This window comes from Sphingobacterium kyonggiense, from assembly GCF_039536825.1.
Lineage (GTDB): Bacteria > Bacteroidota > Bacteroidia > Sphingobacteriales > Sphingobacteriaceae > Sphingobacterium > Sphingobacterium kyonggiense.
The window spans coordinates 21,648-41,719 of the sequence record NZ_BAAAZI010000016.1 but is presented as its reverse complement, the minus strand read 5'-3'; the positions used below and the strand labels follow the sequence as shown (position 1 = coordinate 41,719).

General features: G+C 36.2%; 14 protein-coding genes. 2 read left to right on the top strand and 12 right to left on the bottom strand.

Translation table 11 applies throughout. The features are described 5' to 3' along the window. Window positions 1–12: 12 nt before the first annotated feature. The 12 genes from ABD676_RS18000 to ABD676_RS17945 all read right to left on the bottom strand — a co-directional run bounded on the left by ABD676_RS18000 (window position 13) and on the right by ABD676_RS17945 (window position 16,847). A complete protein-coding gene (locus ABD676_RS18000; RefSeq protein WP_344676067.1) occupies window positions 13–1,485 on the bottom strand; it encodes a RagB/SusD family nutrient uptake outer membrane protein in 1,473 nt (490 codons plus the stop codon). 11 nt (window positions 1,486–1,496) lie between these two features. Next, on the bottom strand, window positions 1,497–5,141 hold the full coding sequence (locus tag ABD676_RS17995; protein ID WP_344676066.1) for a SusC/RagA family TonB-linked outer membrane protein: 3,645 nt from the start codon (window positions 5,139–5,141) through the stop codon (window positions 1,497–1,499). Window positions 5,142–5,247: 106 nt separating this feature from the next. Then, the gene (locus tag ABD676_RS17990) at window positions 5,248–6,411 is read right to left on the bottom strand and encodes a FecR family protein (RefSeq protein ID WP_344676065.1); all 1,164 of its coding nucleotides are present in this window, start codon (window positions 6,409–6,411) and stop codon (window positions 5,248–5,250) included. Between the two features lie 189 nt (window positions 6,412–6,600). Continuing rightward, complete coding sequence (locus ABD676_RS17985) at window positions 6,601–7,119, bottom strand: RNA polymerase sigma factor (RefSeq protein ID WP_344676064.1); 519 nt, start codon at window positions 7,117–7,119, stop codon at window positions 6,601–6,603. A 289-nt stretch (window positions 7,120–7,408) separates the two neighbouring features. Further along, window positions 7,409–8,245 carry a hypothetical protein gene (locus tag ABD676_RS17980; RefSeq protein ID WP_344676063.1) on the bottom strand — a complete coding sequence of 279 codons (837 nt, stop codon included), beginning with the start codon at window positions 8,243–8,245 and terminating at the stop codon, window positions 7,409–7,411. A 340-nt stretch (window positions 8,246–8,585) separates the two neighbouring features. Continuing rightward, entirely contained in the window at window positions 8,586–10,457 is a 1,872-nt protein-coding gene (locus ABD676_RS17975) for an FAD/NAD(P)-binding protein (RefSeq protein WP_344676062.1), read from the bottom strand. 876 nt (window positions 10,458–11,333) lie between these two features. Next, window positions 11,334–12,338 carry an LLM class flavin-dependent oxidoreductase gene (locus ABD676_RS17970; protein WP_344676061.1) on the bottom strand — a complete coding sequence of 335 codons (1,005 nt, stop codon included), beginning with the start codon at window positions 12,336–12,338 and terminating at the stop codon, window positions 11,334–11,336. 90 nt (window positions 12,339–12,428) lie between these two features. Beyond that, window positions 12,429–13,613, bottom strand: coding sequence for a class I SAM-dependent methyltransferase (locus ABD676_RS17965; protein ID WP_344676060.1), 1,185 nt, complete (start codon window positions 13,611–13,613; stop codon window positions 12,429–12,431). Further along, a complete protein-coding gene (locus ABD676_RS17960; RefSeq protein ID WP_344676059.1) occupies window positions 13,606–14,874 on the bottom strand; it encodes an aspartate kinase in 1,269 nt (422 codons plus the stop codon). Before ABD676_RS17960 ends, ABD676_RS17965 begins: the two co-directional genes overlap by 8 nt. Window positions 14,875–14,882: 8 nt before the next feature. Then, window positions 14,883–15,728, bottom strand: coding sequence for an RsiV family protein (locus ABD676_RS17955; RefSeq protein ID WP_344676058.1), 846 nt, complete (start codon window positions 15,726–15,728; stop codon window positions 14,883–14,885). Beyond that, on the bottom strand, window positions 15,709–16,158 hold the full coding sequence (locus ABD676_RS17950; RefSeq protein ID WP_344676057.1) for a GNAT family N-acetyltransferase: 450 nt from the start codon (window positions 16,156–16,158) through the stop codon (window positions 15,709–15,711). Before ABD676_RS17950 ends, ABD676_RS17955 begins: the two co-directional genes overlap by 20 nt. Then, window positions 16,158–16,847 (bottom strand): YggS family pyridoxal phosphate-dependent enzyme, encoded by a 690-nt coding sequence (locus ABD676_RS17945; protein ID WP_344676056.1) that lies wholly within the window; start codon window positions 16,845–16,847, stop codon window positions 16,158–16,160. Before ABD676_RS17945 ends, ABD676_RS17950 begins: the two co-directional genes overlap by 1 nt. Before the next feature lie 76 nt (window positions 16,848–16,923). Between ABD676_RS17945 and ABD676_RS17940 the strand changes: the two genes are divergently transcribed. Then, window positions 16,924–17,661: a DUF4296 domain-containing protein gene (locus ABD676_RS17940; protein ID WP_344676055.1), complete on the top strand. Its 738-nt coding sequence runs from the start codon at window positions 16,924–16,926 to the stop codon at window positions 17,659–17,661. Window positions 17,662–17,669: 8 nt separating this feature from the next. After that, window positions 17,670–20,048 carry an endonuclease MutS2 gene (locus tag ABD676_RS17935; protein ID WP_344676054.1) on the top strand — a complete coding sequence of 793 codons (2,379 nt, stop codon included), beginning with the start codon at window positions 17,670–17,672 and terminating at the stop codon, window positions 20,046–20,048. The last annotated feature ends 24 nt before the right edge of the window (window positions 20,049–20,072 follow it).

Here is a 20,072-nt window from a genome sequence, read left to right as displayed (position 1 = left end):
TAATGAGTTATATTATCTTGGATTTGGCTGTATTCCTGAAGAAATAACTTCTGGAGGAAGTTGAAACATCCTTTTTAGACTATTGGATTCTAAATAATAAGTTTCTTTTTCATCAAATGAAACGTGCTCCACTACAATATTCTTTCGTACAATATCGAACCAGCGTAAGCCTTCAAAAATGAATTCAACACGTTTGAAATCTAAAACTGTTTTAATGATGTTTTCTCTTAAATCCTGACTTCCGTAATAAACATTTATTTTTGAAGGATGAAGATTGTGCAGCTCAGGGACATAGACCGTGGTGTAATTGTCAAATACAACCTTATGGCTAATGAAGTCGTTTAATAAACCAATAGCCTTATCATATTGTCCCAATTCTGCTAATGCTTCCGCCCAGTTTAACAGTAATTCATCTACCGTAAGAATGGGCAACATATTATATGGAACACCATAGGTTGAGTTTACTGATGAGGTTACGAAATGTTCTTTGAACTTCGGAGTATGTAATACCAGATCTGATCCTCCAAAAAAACTGTAATTATAGATTCCGGAGGTAATATTACCTTTTAGAAATAAATCATTGTAAATTTTAAAGGTCATTCCATAACGGTTACCAGGATAGGTTCTTCCCCAAATTGTAGGAACTTCAACCACTAATAAATTGGATGGATTGTCAGGTCCAGTATACCATTGTTGTTTAGTGAAGTACTCCATTTGAATTAGCGCAGGACTATTTATTGGACGGATATAAATCTTTAAATCATTTCCTAGACTTGCCTCGGCATGTTCAGCAGACTTCTTAAAGTCTTGTTTGAATAAATAGAACCTAGCGGCAAAGGCATGAGCAGCAGATTTTGTAAAATGAAATTTAGGAACCATAAATCGGCTGTCGTCTAGCAAGGGCATGCCTTCAACTATATCTTTCTCAATCATTTCATATACATATTGTACTGTCTTTCTTTCGTATTTTTTCAATACTTCATGTTCGGGAACTGTAACATATGGTATTCCTGGGTCTGTATCTGCACTGCTGGGGTTATAACTCTTAGAAAAGAGGATGATTAACATATGATGGGCATATGCTCTTGCTATTAAGGCTTCGCCTTTTAATGGTCGTGTTTGGGCATTTAAACCTAATCTTTCAATTGCCTGGAGTGCATGGTTAGCTGCAGCAATAGCTTTATAGGCTTGATACCAATAAAAAGTAGGAGAGTCCAAATCTCTAGAATCGATGTCCATGTATTTCCAAGGGTTCATATTCAGCGGATCATTAGATGATCGTCCAGCTCCTTTGTCACCAGCATTATCTGATGCCGCCTCCATAAAAGGAATATAATTTGCCTGCGGATAGGCACTCGTAATTAATTCAGCAATTTTTTCCGGGGTGTCCAATTCTGCTCTTTGGTCTGGAGAAGTCTCCAGAAATTTGGAACAACTACTCAGAAAAAGGGTGAGAATTATAATGATATATAGTTTTCTTTTCATGATTTTTTCTTTTATAAACCAAGTTTTAAGGAGACCGTAAATTGTTTAGGAATCGGTAATGCTACACCACCAGAACCATAGAATTCCGGGTCTTGACCATTTAATTTGGGGTCAGCATACAATAAGAATAAGTTATTTCCAACCAGGTTAAGCGACGCATCTCTGATCTTCCAATTGGCCAATAATTGCTTTGGAAGGTTATAGGCTAGTGTTATTTGTTTTAATCGAACAAAGGCACCGTTAGCTACTCGAGTATTAGAATAGTTGTAGGCATTATAAACTTGGTTGCCAGCAATTCTCGAATCTGTACGTACGGTTGCAATGGATGGTGATAAGTTTTCATAGGGCAATAAGAATCGCTCTAAAAAATCATAGGACATGGCATCAAGCTCCGTATAGAGATTCTTGTAGATTGGATTCATACGAACTCGATTTCCTGCACTATAGGTAAATAGGATAGAGGCACTCAAGTTTTTATAATTAAATTGATTGTAGAAACCGCCATTGAAGGTAGGGTCAACAGGACCTTCATATTGTAAATAATTGGTTTGGACACTTTGAAGGAAAATATTATCCGAAATTTTTCCTTCTTCATTTACATAAATTGGAGTTCCGTTTAATTCATTTAATTTCTGAAAATCAATGGAAAACAAACCTCTGTGCGGATAACCTACCTTTGCGGCACCTACATTGCTTACTAAATTCCAAATATTCGGCTCATTCCTAATAGAAGTAATAATGGTGTTATTGTAAGCATTGGTTAATTGCGTTCTCCAAGACCAATCTTTCCTTTGAAAGACATTCGCTTTTAAGAGAACCTCAATGCCTTTGGAATCCATATTGGCATAATTGGCATATTTGATTGATTCGCCACCAATTCCCGAAATCCGCATTGGACCAATAAGGTCAAATCCTTGTCGGTTGTATAAGTCGACAATAATTTGGAATCGGCGATTATGAAATTGCATATCCAATCCGATATTTGTCTCATATTGTTTTTCCCAAGTTAAATCACGGTTTTCTAGAAATTCAATATTGATAACAGGTTCCTGATCAATTAGGAAAGGTCTGTTTACATTTCCTGATCGTAGAACTAAACTTGCATTACTTGCAGGACCCATACTCGCTGTAAGGCCATATGTACCACGAAGCGTAAGCGTGTTAAAGAAAGATTGTTTTTGGAAAAAAGGCTCCTGATCAATATTCCATGATCCAGATAAGTTCCAAGTTGGTAACCATCTTGCCACTCGACTTCGACCCAATTGGTTCGAACCATCATATCGTAGTGTTCCCGTCATTTGATATTTACCAGCATAGGAGTAGGTGCTATTTCCAGCAAATGCAATATATCGGTCTCTGAAAACCTGCATGTTGTAGTAAGGGAAGCTTCCTTCAACATTCATCTTAATGATGTTAGGGTCAATAAATGGTACTCCACCCTTGTTAAACTGAAAACCATATCCAGTAGATTGTTTAGACATTCGGTCTAAAAACCGTAACTCTTGAATGGCAAAACCAGTAATATAGTGCTTGTTGAATGTCTTATCCCAAGTCAAACTATTACGCTGATAATAACTTTTCAAGTTGTTTTCGTTGGTGATATACATTCCTCCATGTGGCAAAACGGTGATAGGTGGTACATCTGGATTATCAGGATTACGATATAAAAAACGATTTGATTCCGCTATGATATTATTATCATAGCCTGTCACACCATATTTTGTACCTGCGCGATAGGCATTAGCCAAATTTGAACTTTCATAGATCTTATGCTCATTGCCTGTATTCGCATAACGATATGCCCCAATTGCATTAAATTTAAACCCTAATGGAAGTTTATAATTTACCTCACCTTGAACCTTTAGATCCAACATCTTCAGGTCCATATAATTTTTATTTAGTTCATCATGAATGTTAAACGGAGCAAAATTCATGGTCACATATTCCAAGTTTCCTTTTTCGTCGTATGGTGCAATAACTCTGGAAGTATTCATTGCGTAGGAGAATGGATTAATATCAAAATCCCTAGAGACCACACCCGTAACAGGGTTACTATCCTGTCCTAATGTACCCGGAGCTCGTTGATCTCGAATAGAACCTGTGGTTAATAGTCCTACGGAAAGTCGATCACTAAGTTTATAGTTTCCCCGGATATTGGCTGTATAGCGTTGTACAGCATTACTGCTTGCCCAACCATTGTCTTTTAAGAAGGATGTAGAATAGTAATTCTGTACACGTTCGTTACCATTGGAGAAACTTAAAGAGTGTTCCTGCATAAAGGAATTGTTGAAAAGCTCATCAAACCAGTCTGTATTTTGATAAACATATCGCTTTAGAAAAGCTTCTCGACCTTCTGGAGTATTCTCCACCAACGGTGTACCGTCTTCATTCCAAGTGGTCAATGCTCTCGATAAATTACCATAAATACCGGAGTTCTGATTGTTCTTGATTAAGGCATAATCAATTGCACCCTTACGAGCTATTTCTGCATAAATAGACATCTGGTCATAAGAGTTTATGATATCAAACTGAGAATAACTGGGTTTTAAATAAGTGGTATAGTTCCCCACATAATTGACCGCCTGAGTTCCTGCTTTACCCTTTTTAGTCGTAATAATAATCACACCATTCATGGCTCTAGCGCCATATAAAGAAGTCGCAGCTGCATCTTTCAGGATTTCGAAACTTTCTATATCATCGGGGTTAATCCCTGCTACGGAGGATCCTAATAAGGTATTAGCATCACCTGTTGAGAGCTGGTCATTCGAAATATTGACTACATCTTCCAAAGGTATCCCATCGATTACCCATAGGGGTTTATTATCACCAGTAATGGAAGTGGCACCCCGTACACGAATCTTTGGCGCAGCGCCAAATGTACCAGAGACATTCTGTACAGAAACCCCAGAAACTTGTCCCTCTAACATCCTAGAAACATCGGGTACACCAAAACGCTGTGCATCCTCTGCTTTTATCTTTGTACTGGCACCAGTAAATTTCCGACGATCAATCTCTTGGTAACCGGTTACTACCACATCAACAGCCTCAATTTCCTTGGTATCCCGGTCCAAGGTAATGGAGATGGTTTTTCTTCCAGCAATTTTAATTTCCTGGCTTTTGTATCCTAGAAATTTGATCTGTAAGGTGGCATTTGCATTGGCCATAATCGTAAACTTACCATCTTTGTCACTCAGAGTGCTGCGGTTTGTACCTAGTACATGAATAGAAGCCCCTTGTAAAGCAGTTCCACTGGCATCCTTGATAGTTCCTTGAATTTGTATTTCTTGTTTTGTAGATGCGGTAATACTTACTACATCAGCCAAAATGCGGTATTCCAGGTTATTTCCAGGAAGCAGTTTGCCTAAGGTTTCGGTTAATGTGGCATCTTTTACATGAATTTCAGAAACCCGAAACTTCTCAATGACTTGATCTTTATAGAAAAACTGAACAGCTGTTTGCTTACTAATTTCGTTTAATACCTCAAGCAATGCCGCATTTTGCATGTTCAGATTTATCTTTTGAGCCTTGCTATTTGCAAAACATGCTGATAAACCAATAATCATAATCAAGGTTGTTAACTTCATGATTTTTAAGAATTGGATGAAGCGTATTAGCCAATACAGCTTCAACTCTTTACTGAAAAAAAGATTATTCATATATTTGTTTTAATTGGTTAATTTATAAACGGTTAACTTATTTGTTTATATCGAAGAGGTGGGCAAACACCTCTTCGATTATTATTTTTATCCTTAATAGGAAAAACTATTTTCTCCTGATAGTTAGATCCTGATTTTCCAAATTGAATTCTAGATCACTGGTATATGTAATCAAGGAAAGAAATTCCTGTAAAGAGACTTTTCTTGATATTTCACCACTATAGGTATCCTGGTCTTCCAGGATATCCCAACCATGTACCTCGATGCCATACCAATTCTCTAATTCTTCGAGAATATGCTTAAGCTTATCATTTTGAAAATAAAATAGCTGATTCTTCCAGGCAAGATCTTTCTTGAAGTTTGCAGATTGGATTTGAAAGCCATTTTTACCCATTAAACCTTGTTGTGAAGGCTGTAATAAATGTGTAATAGCACCAAATTCTAGTTGTATAGAACCTTCAAATAAGCTGCTGACCATTTTCTCACCATAGGTTCGCACATTGAATTTGGTGCCCAATACTCGGATATTTCCTTTTTCAGTGGCTATAATAAAGGGACGGTTTTTATCAGGACTTACCTCGAAATAAGCTTCCCCATATAGGATAACCTTGCGTTCATTATTGGCAAAGCGACTTGGGAATTTGATGTTCGAGTTGGAATTTAACCAAACTTTTGTGCCATCAGCAAATTGGAAACTATAATATTGGGCTTTGGGAACCGATATGAAATTATAATACAGCTTATCGGAGGAGGGGAGTTGAGCCAATTTATATTTACCGTCATTTATTATTTGACCTTCGCTCGATATGTCAATAGGTTTTTTCAAATTAATTTTTTGACCATTGAACATTCTTAAGATTGCTCCTTCTTGGGCAGCATAAATTTTTGGTTCTTTCTTTTGAAAATGTTCATGTATCTGCATGGCTAGAGAATGCTGATCAGTAGGGCTTCTTTCTCCAAGGAAATTTTGCAGAAAATAAAGAATAATAAGCGTGCAGGCAGCTATCGCTAACTTTACTATAAACCCTTTAATGGCTTGAGGTTTTTTCTCCCTATAATTAATTTTATCCCATTTCTTAGCTGCATCAAACTCCTTCAATAGGTTTAAATCCGATTGTAGTTTTTCAGCATTTAGCATTCTTTTTAAGATATGCTCATGATTCGGATCTTCTGATAGCCAATCATGCAAAATATTCTCCTCCTTTTCTGATAAATCACCAGAAAGAATTTTTGAAATAATTTTAGCAATATAATTGGTCTTTGAGTTCATAACATACATTAGAAAACTTGTATGTTCATTTGGGTGACAGGAAATTAAAAAATTTTATAATTAAATTTATTTATCGCCTTTCGGCTTGCTATCATCTTCTAATGGTCAAAGCATGCCTATTAGACTTTGTATCATAAGAATTTAAATTGCTCATGAACTTAGGATATACTTCAGGAAATTTATGTCCACTTAAGGATAAAGAATGGAGCAAAGAATAAAGTAGAATTCAGGATTGATGTGATTTTGAATGTATTTTAATCCTCTTTTTCGATGAGTTTTCAGTGTGTTAATAGAAATATCTAGTTTCTGAATAATCTCCGCATTGGTTAGCCCTTCAAAATAGCTTAAACGCATAACCTGTTGGCAAACTTTAGGCAATTTGCTAATCAATGTTTCTACCTCCGCTAATAATTCCGTATAGAGGATGGTTTCTTCTATATTTAAAGGATCTTCCTCTTTAAATGTCGTTTTTTCCCAATACCGTTGCTTTATTTGGGTCCTTTTGTGGAGATTTAATATGTAATTTCTGACACTGCTGTATAAAAAAGATTTAATGGCTGATGGATGATTGGAGACCTGATCTTTTTGTTGAAAATAAGAAGTAAAGGCTTCTTGCGCCACATCTTCAGCTAAATTCTTATCACCTGATAGTTGATAGGCATAAAAACAAATAAATCTAAAATATTGATTGTAGAGCAATTTATCCATTCCAAACCTCGATAATTAAATTGATTTAACAATATTAATTAAAATTAATAATATATAAATAAAATTAATATTTAATTATGATTAGTATTTAATCGATTTTATCTATATCTATGGTAAAATTGCTTCTTTGGTAAAATATTAGCATAATTTTATTTAATCCTTTCTAAAAATGTAAACGGAAAATATAAGCTGTGATATTGATTGTAACTAGCAGACAGGCTTCACTACTGCAAAACAATATTGAATTTTAAAGAAGGAAATAAAAGCTGTATTACGTAAAGCTAATTGATTAGCAATCAAACACGCGTTGTGCTTCGTAGATTTTAGGGTCCGAGGAAATAAAGATTAATATTCGTTCTTCTTCATAATCTCTAGGGCTTGAGATAATAAAATCTGGAATTTGATCATTATCCAAGTCCGAAATTAAGAGGATGGAGGTCTGCGTATCATTGTAATCATTTTGAATGATCAAGGTTCGTAGTTTTATACCATTTTTATAGACGGTCAAGGTGTACCATTCGTTACTTCTTTCGTATGCCTCTGTAAATGTACGACCTGTAGCTACCAGTTCATAATTTTGATTTTTCCATTGAAATTTAAGGGGTCTATTGGGTTGGATTACTCGATCTTTTAATGCTAAGGTATCCAATTTATGAGGTGCTAAATTCTTAATATTCACTAATAATAAGCTTGATATTTTAGTATCTATGTATTCCACATCCATGCCTGAGCATGGATCTTCACCTTTTTCTTTAACAGCTAAATCTTGTTTTCCCAATTTGTATTGATCGTTTTCTAAATAGATGCTTAACCAATCTGAATTTACCATTTTGCTGGTTTTGTCATTTTGATCCATATATCTTTGGGCTCCAGGAATTATGGCTTTATTGCTGACAATAATACCCTGTTGAGATTCAGCTTCTTTTTCTAAATCTTGGATAAGTTTTGTTGAATCAGTAACACTATCATCCATTTTTTGACTTGCTTCAGTCTTGCTAATTAAACTGTCTTTTTTATAGGATACCGAATAAACTTCATTACCACGATTACTGTTGTTTTGGTGATTGCAGGAATATAAAAAGGTAAAAAAAGAAAGAATTGCAATATGGAAGCCTTGTCGAATCATAGGATGTTAGTAATGAACTATCGAATATACTTTTTACGGTGCAAAAGTAAAAGAGAATCTTGAATTTTCAAGTTTCTAATTTTTGATAAGATGTTTTTTAGATACGAATTTGTGGGAAGGAGGGAGTCAAATAAAATGGATAATGGTGGATTTTAATCCTCTTCTGAATTAAAATCATCACCATCATACATGAACTCAAAAATGTTTGAGTCAAAATCTGTCATTAATACTTCGTCTTTAATCATAATATTTAATTTTAATCAAATGTAACTGAAGTATTTAATTTGAATATTATCTGAATATTAAGTTTCTGTAAACACGTATCGACTTAACATGAAATTTATTGTACAATAACCTTGTTAGGGTTTAATGCATCTTCTATTTCTATTTGTGGGAATAACACTTTTATGGTTTCTTCGGCCCATTGATTGGAGATATGGTAAAGATCTTGATCCAAATCATGATGATACAAGAAGGGGCCATCGCTAGCTGGACCGTTAAAATATAACGGGAATAAACCGGCAAGTACCGTAGATCTTCCTTTAGAATCTAAATCAATTTTACCTGTATTGTATTCTCCATTGTAAAATTCACGAATCAGATTTCTTTTTAAAAGGCTCTTAAACAAAGGATTGCTTCCGGACCGAATGTTACCTTTATGGATTTTGCAATCAATTAAATAATTGGTTACAATTTCGTTTTCTTTGGATCTTAATAAGAATTGTTCATCCTCAACCGAAATATCTGGTGTCTCTGAAAACAGAAAATTGACATAGCCTTCCTTCATCAGGCAATAAAACTTTTCGGTGTTTTCTTGGATTGGTCCAAAGCCGATCTGATTAAAGTACCATTTCCAATAGGTATCATAGTGAAAATGAGAAGCACTGTTTAACCCTGCTTGAGCATAAAGCTTCCTTATTTGATGATATCCTTCTCTTAAGGCAGCTAAGGCTTCACTCATTATGCTATTTTTCTCACCTTCTCGAGTTATCATCAAGCAATAGATTGCTAAATCCAATGCAAATTCATTATAGGAAGCACTTTTTGACACATTTGAATAGTTCCAAGGATCTAAAAGCGCTTGCAAAGAAAATCTGGTATTCGAAGGTTGAACAGCTATAAAGGCCAAAATTTCTTCTGTAGTGGAGTCTTTAAGATGTGGTAATTGCGAATAGAATGCATATTGAATTTCTTTATTCAAAACAGGAAGGATATCTTCTTCAAAATTGAATTTCACCTTTTTTTCAAGCATTTCCTGAACCCAATCATTTGTCATAAATTGAAGTTGGTATTTATGATCTTTATGAAACTTATTTCTTGGCAAACTTGGAAGGTTCGATCTGGAAAATAAATACATTGTTGGCTCAAGTCCAGATGGGATATATTTAACTTCATCATCTTTTTTATAGAAAATGCCACCGCGGCCTTCTGTTAAAACCAATATCGTATCTACTGCTTCAAGCCCTGATTCTTTAACCGCAACTTGTGCTTTCTTTGGAATGCGATCTAAACTTTCATAAGCTCGATGGTCTGGAAAATACCTGTCTTTTATAGCATCTGAATTCGGAATATATTTTAAGAGGTTGTTTTTGTTTTCATATCCAATTTGAATACAACAAGAACGATATTTAAATGGGAATTCACTGAATTTATCATTTAAACGAGCAAATCCATTATTAATTTCTATACCCGTTACTTCTGCTTGGATTAAAATCAACTCTACCTGATTAGGCATGTTGTCCATGATATGACAAAGTGATTCAACTAGATAATGTCCAAACAGCTCCTTACTGCAATAATCGAATGAATCCACAGTTTGATCTGCAGGTAACTTCTCTAAGAGCCAATTCTGAAAAGATTTACCATAAGACAGATTATTATTTTGTTCTTCGAAATCAAAGAGATTGAGGTCTTTAATGCAATGGTCTAAACTCAAGTATGCAGGTTGGTCTGGGGAATATATTTTACCTGTAGCAAAATTCTCATTTTTATTATACCAATGAATGGAAGTGATTTTATTGCTTTTAGAAATGGATTTTAATTTACAGAGTAAACTTAACAAGGTTTTTAATCCATATATTCCACCACCAATAACGCTGACATAATCTTTGTTTTCAGCTATCTCTAAATCAACTACTCGTTTGATACGGGATTTTACGGAAACAAAGGTTCCATTAGGATCTTTTGGTAATTGTAAGGAAGTCCAAATCATATGTTGTAGATGTACGGATATTTTCTTTTCAGTGCGATTAACCTATGGTCGTCTTTCTAACGCCATGTTTATAATGGTCGAAAATAGATATTTATTGCCACTTATATTAATAATAAGATGGGTTTGTAGCTTAAGTTTTCTTGTTAGATTAATTAAATTAAATTGTAATTCAATTTGTAATGTAGGGTATATATTTTGCCGTAATCGCTTAATGGACGAAATAAATATGACATGTAGCAGATATTTTACAGGTGGCTATCCAAGCGCTGAAAGTATTTTTTATAGACATTTTTTTAAATTAATGAATTGTTAAAGGAAAATTTCCATAGGATTTAATTTCTGATGGCCAGTTCTGTTCTCCTGCGTCTTTAACGCCAGTAGGTAGGTCTAAAATCTGGTGTCTTGCGTCTGTTGTCTAAAGTATAGTTTAAAGTTCCTTTATCTCCGATAAAGGATGTCGGCAAGGCTGGGGAGGATACAAAGACTCTTCGCGTTGCTCTGAGTTGTAAGTAGCAGAAAGAATTACCGTAAAGCTATCGAAATTTGAATCCACTTCACATATATTAATCTACACTTAATGGTTTATTTCGCCGTAGGTCTAACTACTAACTACTCCATACTAAATACTGTCAAAAAGGGGTTTTATTAGATACTCCTACGGATCTCCTTCGGAACTTGTTCGGATCTCCTTCGGATCTCGTTCGGTTCCGACCGAACGAGATCCGAAGGAGATCCTTATCAGATCCAAAGAAATTCCGCTGCATTCTCGAAGCAAACCTAAGCTTGACCTAAGTTAGACTGGATCTGTTCTAAACCTTATAATACAGGTTTAAAAAGTTCAGTTTTATAATGAATTAAATAGTAGGATCCTTATGATTATTCCGTATTTATCAATTGAAAGGCATTATCGATGATATCGAATGCTTTTATTCTTTTTTGATTATCAAAAATGTAATTGGTATGCATGATTTCATTGGCATTGACTTGAATTATGAACTCCTTGAGTTGATTGGCCAGGCTTTCCTGATTTCCGATAAAGGTGCAATTGACCATGGATTCTACCGCTCGTTCAATCTCTGGAATGCCTTTGTAAATTGGTTTTTCCGTAGGTGCGGATAGCGGTCTTCGGTGATTGGTGACAATACCTGCAAAAAGATTGAATAGAGAGCTTGATAGAAATTGTGCTTCTTCATTGGTATCGGCAGCAATAATATTGACACAGACCATAAAATACGGCTCTTGGAGTTGAGCAGAGGGTTTGAAATTTTGACGGTATATATCGGAGGCTTGCATTAACATGGCTGGTGCAAAATGAGCAGCAAAAGCATAAGGCAAGCCTAATTCTGCAGCTAAGTATGCTGAATCTGTGCTTGACCCTAAAATCCATAAAGGTACATCAGTCCCTTCACCTGGAAAAGCCCTGACTTTTGCAGTGGCATTTTCAGGATTGAATAATTTCTGCAATTCTAAAACATCATCCTTAAAATAGAAAGCCGTATTGAGGTTATTACGCCTTAAAGCCATAGCCGTTAATTGATCTGTGCCTGGCGCCCTTCCTAGGCCTAAATCTATTCTCCCAGGATATATACTTGCCAAGGTGCCAAATTGTTCAGCAATCACTAATGGAGCATGGTTTGGCAACATAATACCGCCCGAACCCACTCGAATTCGTTGTGTAGCCTGTGCTATGTGCCCGATCAAAACCGCTGTAGCTGAGCTGGCAATATGTTCCATATTGTGATGCTCCGCCAACCATATTCGGGAATAATTCTTCTTATCGATATATTCTGCACCTTCTTTCGCTCGTGCGATGGCTTCACCTGCAGTGCTATTTTTGGAAACAGTAGCTAATTCCAATAAGGAGTGACGTATGTTTTTCATAAGCATAAAGATAGAAAGGATAAGATTGCCAACTTAAATATCAAAGTAATAATTTGAGAATTGGCAATTTAGTGACAGAAGGTTGTTGAATTAACTTTTTCGTTCGCCAGCAACAACAATCAATTGGTTGTTGATGTCAGTCGTGAAGAATAAATAAATCGAGCCACCATCTTTTATTTTGAACTTTTTACGGATGACATCTACTTTATCCGGGAAATTACGTGTAGCAATATTAGCTTGAGGCCAAGGGTTATTCTTTTTTAATTGCGAATAGGGGATGACAGCGCTTATTTTAAAGGTTCTGCCTGGAAAATCAGGATTCCATTCATTTGAAGTATATAAATGGGCATGTTGATGTATCTTTCCCAAGCCAAAGCGTTTGCCAACTGTTTTGAAGGCACCAGCTTTGGTGATTGCCACGTCCGGATCATATAGGTATGCCTGTGGTAATAAGAACCTGCTAATGATGGATCGTTCTTCATCATAGGTGAAAATCAAATCCTGCAGTTTATCTTGGAATAACCGAATTGCTCGAATTTTACATTCGCCTTCATATCCTCGTTCTTGAATGAATAGGAGTTCTTTACAATCGTTATCTAAACTGATGACATAGACAAATCGAACATGCTTCAAACTGTTCAAGGCCGTAGTTATATCCAGTAATGGCGCTAATTTGCTAATGACATAACGGCTTTTTTGAAATAATAAGTCTTGATGAGTAACAATATTTGGCTCGCAATCTTCCAATAGAAACACTTTTCCTTGATTTACTCTTCTAGACGGGTCGACATAGATGTAATCAAAAGCTTGATCTTCGGAATCTTTCAAGAGTTCAATTCCATCTGTGACAATGCAATTGAGATTTGCTACTCGGAGTATTTTCGCGTTATATGCGACGATTTCTGAGAGTTTGGCGTTAAGTTCACAGTGAATCACTTCGGATGCTTCCTGTGCGAGATAACAGCTATCTACGCTGAAGCCACCGGTCAAATCGATAACGCGTGATCCTTTGGTAATAAGTGTTTGTTTAACCAGTGCGGTATGCTCCGAAGAGCATTGCTCTAGATTAATCTTATCAGGATAATAAATACCTTCTGAAAAAGCCCAAGTGGGCAATTTTCGGACACTACGTTGCCATCCGTCAATCTGAGCGGCTAATTCCGGAGCGCTGACATTAGGGAAAGGACTTTTCTTTAAAGCTATTTCTGTGGGAGATTTCTCCCGGTTAGCTTTAAGGAAATCTTGAACGTCTTTCGCTAATATATTTCTATTCATCGTTCTTTTTAACCAACATTTGGCAGGTATAACTATCCTTAAGTTCGCGAATAATTTCCTTATTTACCAAAACTCGGTCAATTGTTTCTTGATTATAGTATCGTATGGTTATTAATTCCAGTCCTTTTTCCATAGAAACTTTATAGCGTTTTTCTAATTCCGTTAAAAGTTTCATGACATTTTCACCAGTATCATCCACACTAACGGAGAAACTGATAGCCGAATTGTGCATCATATTGATTTTGATTCTGTTCTTGTGGAATAAATCAAAGATATGGCTCAAATTATCCTCTACAATGAAGGAAAAGTCTCTTGGCTGAATATTGATAAAAACCTGATTGACCTTAAAAATAAAAGAGGGTACAGGTAATGTTTGATTTGTTGTTTTGATTTGAGTGCCCGGTTCTTCAGGATTTAAGAAAGAACGTACATTCAAGGTTATTTTTTTGTTTTGAAGTGGTTTAATGGTTTTTGGGTGAATCACCGTTGCACCATAATAGGTCAATTCGATAGCATCTGTATACGATAATTCAGGGATAAGCTCTGTACGTTCGAACCATTTTGGATCTGCATTTAGCACGCCTGGGACATCCTTCCAAATGGTGATGTTTTCAGCATTTAAACTCGCCGCAAAAATGGCTGCAGAATAATCAGACCCTTCACGACCTAGTGTTGTGGTAAAGTTTTCGGATGTAGAACCGATATATCCTTGAGTTACAATAACTTTGTCGTCTAAAATAAATGGTAAATCTTTACGGATTTTTTCTTCTGTCTTTTCCCAATCTACACGCGCTTCTTGGTAATTATTGTCTGTAAGGATGTAATCTCTAGCATCAACCCATTGAATTGGAACATTCTTATAGTTACCATATGCGGCAACTATTTTTGTCGATAGAAGCTCACCCACAGATACAATCTGATCAAATAAATAATCAAATTCATCTTGAGGATCTTCCTCGAGAATCCATTCTACCTCTACAAAAGTGTTGGCGATATCGTCGAAAATAGGGTTGTTATGATCTTCAAAAAGCTCATTTAAGATTTGGAAATGCTCGTTTTTCAAATCTTCCAACAGGCCAAAATAATCTCCTTCTTGCTTGAAGTAATTTGTGGTAATCTTTGCTAATTTATCAGTCGTTTTACCAATTGCGGAGACGACTACAAGCAATTCAGATTCTTTATATTTTTCGATGATGGAAACGACGTTTCTAATATTCTCTGCGCTTTTCACAGAAGCACCACCAAATTTAAATACCTGCATTTATATGATTAAATAGATTGAAAATATTCTTGTAAATTTCTCACGTATAATTTTCCGGTTTCCGTCATTAAATCTTTTACCTCACTGAAAGGTACAACAATGGTTGTGGTTCCTGCAGCATATGGTTTTATCTCATATGGATTATAATGAAACATGATACCATTTTTTGTAATTCCATAGTTAGCGGATAAGGCAAACTTGCCTTCTTCAAAGAAGTAATCACGTTCTAAACTGCTAGTATCACTGAGATTCTCAGCTTTACGGAAAATATTTTCTGCAATTTTAGTAAATTCTTTCATCTTATTATCAGAAATAAAGCTGTTAAGCGCTAATTTTCTGAAATTTTCAAGGTCAAATACGGAAATATTTTCAAAGGAATTGCCATGCGCTCCACCGGAGAACTCATATGTGGCATTTTTAATACAGATTAACTCTGGTGAATATAGACTAATATTTACTTTCGTGCTTTTCGTCCAAGCAATAGGGTAGTTGAGGTCATTTTCCTCAATGAAATTGCCATAGCCTTCTATAAAGTTGTAAGCATAGGTTTGAATGTTCGGCTCTCCGTCAATTAAAATCGTGCTTTGAACCAGATTATTCAGATTACTGTCCTGAAATACTGGGTAGATTACCTCAGCATAGGTGGTGTCCAATTGATCATCATGCTCAGCTATATATGGACTTATTTCCTTTATAGTTCGCATTTCATAGGTCATGGTGTCCTTAGCTACACTATTGGCTCCATTTACTTGATGTGCTTTATCCGTTTTATTCGACTGACAACCCACCATGAAAATCGGGAAAGCCCAAAAAGCTATTTTAACTATTTTATGCTTAAAAATTGATATTAACATTAATCCACCCTTCATCAAACTTACTGTTGTATTTTTTATAAAAATTTATCGCTGGTTTATTCCAATCCAGTACCTGCCACATCATTCCACTGAAGCCAGCCTCCCTAGCATGGTTAATGGTATGGTCCATCAATAATTTTCCTAAACCTTTACCACGCATGGATTCAGTGACGATGATATCTTCCAAATATAGCCTTCTACCTTTCCATGTGGAATAGCGAATATAGTACAGAGACATCCCGACGATTAAGCCTTCATGCTCGACAACAAATGCCCACCATACAGGTTGTTCACCAAAACCAGCAATTTCAAATTCTGCCAAACTTACTGTGACTTCCTCAGGCGCTTTCTCATAAGTCGCTAATTCTTGTATTAACTCCAATAGCCTAGGGCAATCTTCTTTTTTTGCTGTCCTAATTTGAAAATCCATTATTTTGCCTTGAAATGTTTTATTACTCGTTTTCCAAATATGGTACTGCCTAATCTAACCATGTTGCTTCCCTGCTCAATGGCGAGTTTATAATCAGACGACATACCCATAGAAAGTATATCAAAAGATGCTTGCTTACGGAAATAGGTTACTTTGATACCATCAAAGAGCATTTTAAGTTCGTAAAACTCTTCTTTGACAATTCGCTCATTTTCTGTGTTGGTCGCTATTCCCATTAACCCTCGGATACGGATGTTTTCAAGTTCTGTAAACTCAGGGCTGCGTAAGAGCTCAATAAGCTCAGCATGATCTAAACCAAATTTAGTGTCTTCGTCAGCAATGAAAACCTGCAATAAGCAGTCGATAACACGGTTGTGTTTCTTAGCTTGTTTATTGATTTCCATCAAGACTTTAAGTGAATCGACAGAATGTATTAGACTGATAAACTCAGCAATGTATTTGACCTTGTTGGTTTGTAAATGACCTACCAGATGCCATTCGATGTCTTTTGGGAGAGCTTCATATTTTGCAACCAATTCCTGAACTTGGTTTTCACCAAAAATTCTTTGTCCTGCATGGTAAGCTTCTAAGACGTCTTCATTGGGTTTTGTCTTTGAAATGGCCACTAATTGAACAGCAATCGGCTGCAGTTCTTTTTGTAACTCGGTAATATTGTTTTCTATACTCATATTAATTTGGATCAACTCGGATGAAAATACCCCAGCTAATTCGTAGCTTTTACGTATTTTTGTTCAAATTTACAAAATGCAGCGATTAATACTGATTATATCCCTTTTGTTTTTTCTGTTTAGCTCATGCAAAAAGAATAAACCAGAGGGAATTCTTTCGGAAAAGGACTTTGAAGAATTGATGACGGAGGTGCACATTCTGGATGGTTATATAGGAACTATCCCGATTGATAGTGCCCGAAAAGTTATTGATCCACTTTACAATCAATTACTTGAGAAGTATAAATTGGATACATTGAGTTTTGATAAAAATGTAGATTACTACATGGGTAACCCTAATTTAACAGCAGAAACCTATGGCAATATAGTTAAGAATTTAGAGGTTCAAGAAAAAGAATTCTATAAAAAAGATAGTATTCGCAATGCAATCTTTCAAGATTCGGTTTCCCGTGTGATGATGATGACCAGGAAAATGGATCTCGCCAATCAAATGATTCTTAATGCTAAATCAGATTCCATAAAAATGACACCTGCTGAGAATACAAGAAGGTTATATAATCTGACAGGAATTTCTTGGCTATGGGATAAGAATATGCTACTAGAGCCTTTGAAACAAGAAACGCCGGTAGCACAGCCTATCGAGCCTATGCCTGAAGTGGAAGTTCCACCCGCATCAGAAATGCCAAAAGTAGAAGAGGTAGTTCCTAGAGCCATAGATACAGCTCGTGGAAGGTTGGATTTAAAACCAGTACGAAGGAAAAGTCAATCCATTATTCAAAACTCAAAGACTATTAAAGAGCAGCTAATTCATTAATAATAACCATGATTTATCCAAAGAACGCGGTAGAAAAGTTAGGATTTACGGAGATCAAGGAGCTGATTAAAGCAAAATGTATCAGTGAAGCTGGAAAAGAGCTAGTTGATAAAATTCAACCTCAAGTGAAACTTGATCTAATAGATCGATTCTTGAGACAGACTAATGAGTTTAAAAATCTCATAGAGCATGATGCTCCGCTACCTGTTGACCATTTTTACCCCTTAAAACATATTGCCGAGAAAGTTAAAGTAGAAGGAGCCTTCTTATTTGAAGACGAATTCTATCGGGTATTGCTATCTCTGCGTACAGTATATGCCATCATTCGTTATTTTAACGATAGGGCACAACAGTACCCCAACCTGGAATTGTTATTTGAACATTTACCTATTGAGAAGTCAATACTTCGTAACATCGAACAAGTTATTGATGATCGAGGGAAAATGAAAGATAACGCTTCTAGGCTTTTATTGGATCTTACCCAACAGATCAGCAAGTCAGAGCAAGAGGCTAGAAAGCGATTAGATGTTGTTTATAAGCAGGCGCAAGCTAACGGCTGGACGGCTGACGGTAATTTGACGATCCGTGATGGAAGGTTGTGTATTCCGATTTTAGCTGAAAATAAACGTAAGTTGAAGGGTTTGATTCATGATGAGTCTGCAACTGGTCAAACTGCTTATATAGAGCCAGAAGAAGTATTTCACTTAAATAATAAAGTAAGGGATTTGGAGTTTGAACGTAGGAGGGAAGTTATTCGAATTTTGACGAGCTTAACGACCGAATTACGTCCTCATGTTCCATTACTAATGGCCTATCATGGTTTATTGACAAAACTGGATTTTGTCCGGGCAAAGGCCTTGTTTGCCTTAGATGTGGATGCGCAAATGCCTGAACTATCAAAAGCTGCAGATATATCCTTGGTCAATGCGAGGCATCCCTTATTGCTATTGGCATCAAGACAAGAAGGACATCCTTCGGTAGTTCCATTGAATTTGAAAATCGATGAAACTGATCGGGTTTTGTTAGTTTCAGGTCCCAATGCTGGAGGTAAATCAGTCTGTATGAAAACAGTCGGTTTATTACAGCTTATGTTTCAGTCAGGTCTGTTAATTCCTTGTGATCCAACTTCCAAAGTCGGAGTTTTCAAACAGTTCTTCGCCGATATTGGCGATGATCAGTCTATAGATAGCGATTTAAGTACCTATAGTGCCCATTTGTCTAAAATGAAGCACTTTGCACAGTTCGCCGATGCTAGAACCTTGGTGTTGATCGATGAGTTCGGTACAGGGACAGATCCCCAATTTGGTGGACCTATCGCTGAGGCTGTATTGGAGGTTTTAAATAAAAAGATGATCCGTGGTGTAATAACTACCCACTATTCAAATTTAAAACTCTTTGCGAGTCATACGGCAGGAATCGAAAATGCATCCATGCTTTTTGATAATGAGGCTATGAAGCCACTTTATATTCTTCAAGTAGGTAAGCCGGGTAGTTCTTATGCTTTTGAGATTGCTCAGAATATTGGTTTGCCAAAAGAGGTTTTGCACTTAGCCAAACAGAAAATTGGTGTTCAGCAAAAGAAAGTCGATACTTTACTTGTTGATTTAGAGCGGGAAAAGAAGGAATTGTTTGATACCAAACGTGCTATCAATCTTCGTGAAAAGGAAGTTTTGACGCAACAGTCTGAATTGAATGAACTGAAAAGTTATTTAGAAGATAATAAGCGTCAATTGCTTAAGGATGCTAAAGAAGAAGCTAGACAAATCATCAAAGATGCAAATAAGTTAGTAGAGAACACGATTTCGGAGATTAAGACCAGCCAAGCTGACAAGGAGAAGACCAAAGAACTTCGTTCTGGACTTCAACAAGCTTCGGAATCTTTGAAGGAGAAGCCTCATAAAGAACCTAAAAAACAACCTGTTGTCAATGAGACAGAAGAAGCTCTGCTAGTAGGAGATTGGGTTCGTATTTTAGATACAGGCAATGAGGGGCAGGTGATGGAAATAGCTAAGAACAATTTAATTCTTGCTTTAGGTGAGCTTCGTACCGTTGTGAAAAAGAATAAAGTGGAGAAGCTTCGCGGTAAAGAGAAAGCCAAAGTAGCGAAGCGGTTTAAATCTGTTTCCAGTGATTCAGTTGCAGACTTTAGTCCGGAGGTTGATGTTCGTGGAATGCGGACAGAAGATGCTCTACAGAAGATTGAGTTGGTGCTAGATCGTGCAGTAATGATTGGCTATCCATCCTTGAAAATTATTCATGGTAAAGGAGATGGGATTCTTAGAAAGTTTATTCGCGATTATTTGCGGAAATATAATCATGTAAGTCGATTTGAAGATGAACATGCAGATCGAGGTGGCGATGGGATTACCTACGCTTATATCGACTAAGAACTAATGGAGGATTTTTATCCT

Coding starts and splice junctions, on each gene's coding strand:
- ABD676_RS17995 (WP_344676066.1), bottom strand. CDS start 5,141: ATGAATAATCTTTTTTTCAGTAAAGAGTTGAAGCTGTATTGGCTAATA.
- ABD676_RS17935 (WP_344676054.1), top strand. CDS start 17,670: ATGATTTATCCAAAGAACGCGGTAGAAAAGTTAGGATTTACGGAGATC.
- ABD676_RS18000 (WP_344676067.1), bottom strand. CDS start 1,485: ATGAAAAGAAAACTATATATCATTATAATTCTCACCCTTTTTCTGAGT.
- ABD676_RS17955 (WP_344676058.1), bottom strand. CDS start 15,728: ATGTTAATATCAATTTTTAAGCATAAAATAGTTAAAATAGCTTTTTGG.
- ABD676_RS17940 (WP_344676055.1), top strand. CDS start 16,924: ATGCAGCGATTAATACTGATTATATCCCTTTTGTTTTTTCTGTTTAGC.
- ABD676_RS17960 (WP_344676059.1), bottom strand. CDS start 14,874: ATGCAGGTATTTAAATTTGGTGGTGCTTCTGTGAAAAGCGCAGAGAAT.
- ABD676_RS17945 (WP_344676056.1), bottom strand. CDS start 16,847: ATGAGTATAGAAAACAATATTACCGAGTTACAAAAAGAACTGCAGCCG.
- ABD676_RS17970 (WP_344676061.1), bottom strand. CDS start 12,338: ATGAAAAACATACGTCACTCCTTATTGGAATTAGCTACTGTTTCCAAA.
- ABD676_RS17990 (WP_344676065.1), bottom strand. CDS start 6,411: ATGAACTCAAAGACCAATTATATTGCTAAAATTATTTCAAAAATTCTT.
- ABD676_RS17975 (WP_344676062.1), bottom strand. CDS start 10,457: ATGATTTGGACTTCCTTACAATTACCAAAAGATCCTAATGGAACCTTT.
- ABD676_RS17950 (WP_344676057.1), bottom strand. CDS start 16,158: ATGGATTTTCAAATTAGGACAGCAAAAAAAGAAGATTGCCCTAGGCTA.
- ABD676_RS17985 (WP_344676064.1), bottom strand. CDS start 7,119: ATGGATAAATTGCTCTACAATCAATATTTTAGATTTATTTGTTTTTAT.
- ABD676_RS17965 (WP_344676060.1), bottom strand. CDS start 13,613: ATGAATAGAAATATATTAGCGAAAGACGTTCAAGATTTCCTTAAAGCT.
- ABD676_RS17980 (WP_344676063.1), bottom strand. CDS start 8,245: ATGATTCGACAAGGCTTCCATATTGCAATTCTTTCTTTTTTTACCTTT.